Genomic DNA, 4042 nt, shown 5'->3' with positions numbered 1-4042 from the left:
CGACGTGGATCGCCTGCATCTTCTTCCAGTCGGCGAACGAATAGTTCTCGATCGGGTTGACGATCTGGATGCCCGCGTTCGACACGAGGATGTCGACCGAGCCGAACGTTTCGGCCACCTTGTCGATCCCGCTGTTCACGGCTTCCTCGTTCGTCACGTCCATCGCGACGCCGATCGCCTTGCCGCCCGCCTTGACGATCTCGTCGGCGACCGCGTTCGCGCCGTCCTGGTTCAGGTCGGCGATCGCGACGGCCGCGCCCGCTTTCGCGAGCTCGAGTGCGATTTCCTTGCCGATGCCGCTCGCGGCGCCCGTGACGACTGCGGTCTTGCCGCTCAGATCTGCTGCCATGTCCGTCTCCTCCCGTTATCGGATCGATAAAACACGCGCCCGCCACATCCGCTACCGTCGCGCGATCGTACTGGCGGGCCAGCCGTCATTGTGCACGATCGGCCCCGCCGTTCGCGCGCAAAACGTCTAAGCTTAAGGTCGGTTCTGTCACGCAGGAGATTCGCATGCACTATCGACGACTAGGCCGCTCCGGTCTGCAGATCAGCGAGCTTTCGCTCGGTTCGTGGGTGACCTACGGCAACCAGGTCGACCAGCGGGTCGCGCGTGAGTGCCTGGCTGCGGCGCGCGACGCTGGCGTCAATTTCTTCGACAATGCCGAGGTCTACGCCGGCGGCAAATCCGAGGAAATCATGGGCCACGCGCTCAAGGCGCTCGACTGGCCGCGCATCAGCTACATCGTGTCCACGAAGTTCTTCTGGGGGCTCGCCGAAGCGCCGAACCAGTATCACACGCTGAACCGGAAATACCTGCTGAACGCCATCGACGCCTCGCTGCGCCGGCTGCAACTCGACTATGTCGACCTCGTCTACTGCCATCGCCCCGACCCGAACACGCCGATCGAGGAAACCGTCTGGGCGATGAGCGACATGATCGTACGCGGCAAGGCGCTGTACTGGGGCACGTCGGAATGGAGTGCCGACGAGATCCGTGCTGCGTACGAGATCGCCGAGCGGCATCACCTGCACAAGCCGGTCGTCGAGCAGCCGCAGTACAACCTGTTCCACCGCACGCGGGTCGAACAGGAATATGCGCGGCTCTACGAAGACTACGGTCTCGGCCTCACGACCTGGAGCCCGCTGGCATCGGGCCTGCTCACCGGCAAGTACCGTAACGGCGTGCCGCCCGGCAGCCGCGCCCAGTTACAGGGTTACGACTGGATGCGCGACCGCCTGACCAATCCGGCCGCCAACGACATCGTCGAACGGCTCGGCACAATTGCAGCCGAGCTCGGTTGCAGCACGGCCCAGCTCGCGATCGCGTGGGTACTCGCCAATCCGCGTGTGAGTTCAGTCATCACAGGCGCGTCGCGGATCGAGCAGATCAGTGACAACATGCGCGCGCTCGACGTTGCCGCTAAGCTGACGCCGGATGTGAAGCAACACATCGAGGAGGTGGTCGGCGATGCGTACGAGTAAGGCGACGCGCGATCACTCGCGTACAATACGCGGCCCGCATCGGCGCCCGGCCTGACGGCCGCGCACGATCGACCGCTTTCATCGATTCACCTTTCGTTTCAGGCAGCCCGCCATGCTCAGTTATCGTCACGGTTTTCACGCAGGCAACCACGCGGACGTGCTCAAGCACGCCGTCGTCGTCCAGCTGCTGCGCTACCTGAACAAGAAGGACAAGTCTTACTGGTATATCGACACGCATGCAGGTGCCGGGGTGTACTCGCTGCGCGACGGCTACGCGGCGAAGACGTCGGAATTCGACACCGGCATCGGCCGGCTGTGGAACGAAAAAAACCTGCCGGAGGCACTGGGCGACTATGTGGATGAAGTACGCGCGCTGAACGACGACGGTGAACTGCGCTTCTACCCGGGTTCGCCCTACATCGCATGGCGATCGATGCGCGAGCAGGACCGCATGCGCCTGTTCGAAATGCACACGACGGAAATCGACGTGCTGCGTCACAATTTCCGCGATGCAGGCCGACGCGCGATGATCTTCGCCGGCGACGGCTTCGAAGGCATCAAGGCGCTGCTGCCGCCGCCGCCGCGACGCGCACTCGTGCTGATCGACCCGTCCTACGAGGACAAGAAGGATTACGCGCGCACGGTGGCTTGCGTGACGGAGTGTCTGAAGCGTTTCGCGACGGGCTGCTATGCAGTCTGGTACCCGCAGGTGACCCGGACGGAATCGCAGCGTTTTCCCGAGCAGTTGAAGCGCCTGCAACCGAACAACTGGCTGCACCTGACACTGACGGTATCGAATCCGCCGACTGACGGGCTGGGTCTCTACGGCAGCGGGATGTTCATTCTGAATCCGCCGTATACGCTCGCCCAGAGCATGAACGAGGCACTGCCCTACCTGGTCGAGATGCTCGGACAGGATAGCGGCGCCCGCTGCCAGATCGAGCACCGCGGAAACTGATCGGGGTGACTGGCCGTTACGGCTGAGGTCTCGGCGCGAGCCTCGGCTGGTTGACCGGCTGCCCACCCCATGTGGGGACATTGATATACGGCGCGACGAACAGCGGAACCGACGTGTTCGGCGCCTGCCCGGCCGGAGCCCGCATCCCTGCCGGCTCGACGATCGGCTCGGAAGACAACGGTGCCGTCTGCAGCACCAACCCGCCCTTGCCGTCCTGGATACCGCGTTGCGTATCGAGAATCAGCGGCTTGGACGACGTCGCAGCAACAGCCGCGAGGCCATGGACCAGCACCGCCGCGCCCAGAACGAGACGCGCGCGGGCATTTCGACGCACATCGAGACGCAAACGCATGATCATGTCCTTCAGGATGAAAAGCAGGTGCATACCATAGCGCTGCACTGACGATTGCGCCAGATCCGGCGCACAAAAAAACAAAGCCCCGTCAAATACGGGGCTTGCTTATCGTTCGGTACCACGTGGCACCTGACGGTGACTCCGATTACAGCGAGTAGCCGTTGGTTTCGAGCGAACGGATGCGGCTCTCGAGCTGGACGATGTCCGACGACGTGGCAAGGTAGGCCTCACGGCGTTCACGTTCTGCGGATTCGAACCAGTTGCTCAGCTTTTCGACGATGTAGGCAATCATGACATTCTCCAAGGAAGGGGGACCCCTGGTGAATCGGTGTTCAGGGATTTCCCGTATAGGGTTATCCCGAATTATAGCGATGCCGCACCAAGATGCTAGTGAAATACTTGCATGGAAACCATTCCAAATCGGAATGGCCGGCCGACGCCACATCATAACCCATTGATTTTTATGAAAATCGAGTCAATGCCTGATTGGGACGTCGAGAGAACGCACTAATTTGGTTCACCGACAGGGTCGGACAGACGCGCCAAAATCGGGCATTCGGGCCGCCCGTCACCATGACAGTGCGCAGCAAGATCGGCCAGTGTGTCGCGCATGTCGCTCAGCTCGGCGATGCGCTTGTCGAGTTCGGCCACGTGCTCGAGGGCGATCGACTTCACTTCGGCGCTCGCGCGGGAACGGTCTTGCCAGAGCATCAGCAGCTTGCGGATGTCCTCGACGAGAAAGCCAAGGCGTCGCGCCTGACGGATGAAGCGCAGGATATGGATCTCGTCTGCGCCGTAGATCCGGTAGCCGGCGTCGGTACGCTTGCTTGGCGCCAGCAGGCCCACCTGTTCGTAGTACCGAATCATCTTTGCGCTGACTCCGGATTCGCGCGACGCGTCGCCGATATTCATTCCTGCTCTCTCCATCAAGCCCTGGTTTCGAACATGAACGTCGACGTGTGCAATCGCCGACGACACGTCGATCGTATCAAATCGTGTGGTTTCGTTCCGGGGTAAGGATCGATGCAGGATGGAGGCTGATTGATCTGCGTGCGTGCCGTTGGGATGCGAGGGATGGAGCGCTCTTCTCTCACCACACATGCATTTCCGCGGCTGAAATGCAAAAACCCCCGCCTTTCGGGCGGGGGTTTCTGGCTTAGGGAGCCTGACGATTACCTACTTTCACACGGGAATCCGCACTATCATCGGCGTAGAGTCGTTTCACGGTCCTGTTCGGGATGGGA

General features: G+C 61.6%; 6 protein-coding genes. 2 read left to right on the top strand and 4 right to left on the bottom strand.

The genetic code is table 11. The features are described from left to right. Positions 1-349, bottom strand: a 349-nt coding sequence (locus tag LGM56_RS36640) for an SDR family NAD(P)-dependent oxidoreductase (RefSeq protein WP_226208205.1), incomplete at its 3' end; no start/stop codon positions are given. 164 nt (positions 350-513) lie between these two features. Between LGM56_RS36640 and LGM56_RS36635 the strand changes: the two genes are divergently transcribed. Both LGM56_RS36635 and LGM56_RS36630 read left to right on the top strand, forming a co-directional pair. Beyond that, positions 514-1485 carry a potassium channel beta subunit family protein gene (locus LGM56_RS36635; protein ID WP_226208204.1) on the top strand — a complete coding sequence of 324 codons (972 nt, stop codon included), beginning with the start codon at positions 514-516 and terminating at the stop codon, positions 1483-1485. A 112-nt stretch (positions 1486-1597) separates the two neighbouring features. After that, a complete protein-coding gene (locus tag LGM56_RS36630) occupies positions 1598-2443 on the top strand; it encodes a 23S rRNA (adenine(2030)-N(6))-methyltransferase RlmJ (RefSeq protein WP_069248449.1) in 846 nt (281 codons plus the stop codon). A gap of 16 nt (positions 2444-2459) precedes the next feature. Here the strand turns inward: LGM56_RS36630 and LGM56_RS36625 are convergent, their stop codons facing one another. The 3 genes from LGM56_RS36625 to cueR form a co-directional block, all read right to left on the bottom strand. Next, complete coding sequence (locus tag LGM56_RS36625; protein ID WP_413226815.1) at positions 2460-2828, bottom strand: hypothetical protein; 369 nt, start codon at positions 2826-2828, stop codon at positions 2460-2462. Between the two features lie 115 nt (positions 2829-2943). Next, a complete protein-coding gene (locus tag LGM56_RS36620; protein WP_006478295.1) occupies positions 2944-3090 on the bottom strand; it encodes a DUF3563 family protein in 147 nt (48 codons plus the stop codon). Positions 3091-3305: 215 nt separating this feature from the next. After that, positions 3306-3710, bottom strand: coding sequence for a Cu(I)-responsive transcriptional regulator (gene cueR / locus LGM56_RS36615; RefSeq protein ID WP_041493104.1), 405 nt, complete (start codon positions 3708-3710; stop codon positions 3306-3308). Positions 3711-4042: the final 332 nt, after the last annotated feature.

It is taken from the genome of Burkholderia sp. AU38729 (assembly GCF_020419725.1).
Taxonomy (GTDB): Bacteria; Pseudomonadota; Gammaproteobacteria; order Burkholderiales; family Burkholderiaceae; genus Burkholderia.
This window is presented reverse-complemented; position numbering and strand designations above follow the sequence as displayed.